We start from the raw sequence: 768 nt of genomic DNA, 5'->3' as shown, positions 1-768 counted from the left end.
AATTTGAGGCCAGGTAGGGTGCTTGTAATAACTTAAAACGGTTTTTGGGGAATTAGACCACTTCTTCCGATTGATAGATTTGGTGTCTACTTAGTAGATAGTAGATCACCCTAATTAATTTTCTAGCGGTTAAAGACAAGGCTCGTTTTCGTGGTGCGTTCTTGATTTCAGACATCTTTTTATCGAAGTACTTCTTAAAGACTGGGTCATAGTGAATTATTGAATTGGCAGCTTCAATTAAATAATAACGTAGATAAGTATCTCCAGTATGAAGCATCGGTGTTTTTTGTCCTTCAAAGTTGCCCGATTGATTTCTTTTCCAAGCTAAGCCTGCATATTTAGCCAGCTTAGCTTCGTTATCAAAGCGTTCGATTTGACCGATCTCAGCCAAGATACCAGCTGAGTAAACAGGTCCGATCCCCGGGATCGATTGTAAGATCTGACCTTCAGGAATCATTTTCAAGATTTTCTCAATTGATTTTTGCAGCTGAACAATTATTTTTTGATACATTTTGATCTCGTTGGCGTAAATCGCCAAGACTGTGTCAACTGAGTCGGAAACGACTCGGTTCAGTCGATAAGAACCGCGGATAGCTTTCTGAATCGTTTCAGCCAATTTTTGCGGGTCAGAGAAACGTCTATGACTCTTCTGATCGAGAAAATTTGCGAGGTCTTCTAACGGTAAAGCCGCTAAGTCTTCAGTTGAAATGTCAGCCGTTAAAAGTTCCATCATAGTCGAGCCAAAAAGGGAAGTCCCTAAAGGTTCGA

At 40.4% G+C, this 768-nt stretch carries 1 protein-coding gene; it reads right to left on the bottom strand.

The window, feature by feature from the left end:
* Window positions 1-52 precede the first annotated feature (52 nt).
* Window positions 53-768: transposase (locus tag LPAF129_RS11035; RefSeq protein ID WP_244057184.1), on the bottom strand; the 716-nt coding region annotated here is incomplete at its 5' end.

The organism is Ligilactobacillus pabuli (genome assembly GCF_022836475.1).
GTDB classification, from domain to species: domain Bacteria; phylum Bacillota; class Bacilli; order Lactobacillales; family Lactobacillaceae; genus Ligilactobacillus; species Ligilactobacillus pabuli.
Note: the sequence above shows the minus strand (reverse complement) of the source record. Positions and strands in the feature narration are given on the sequence as shown.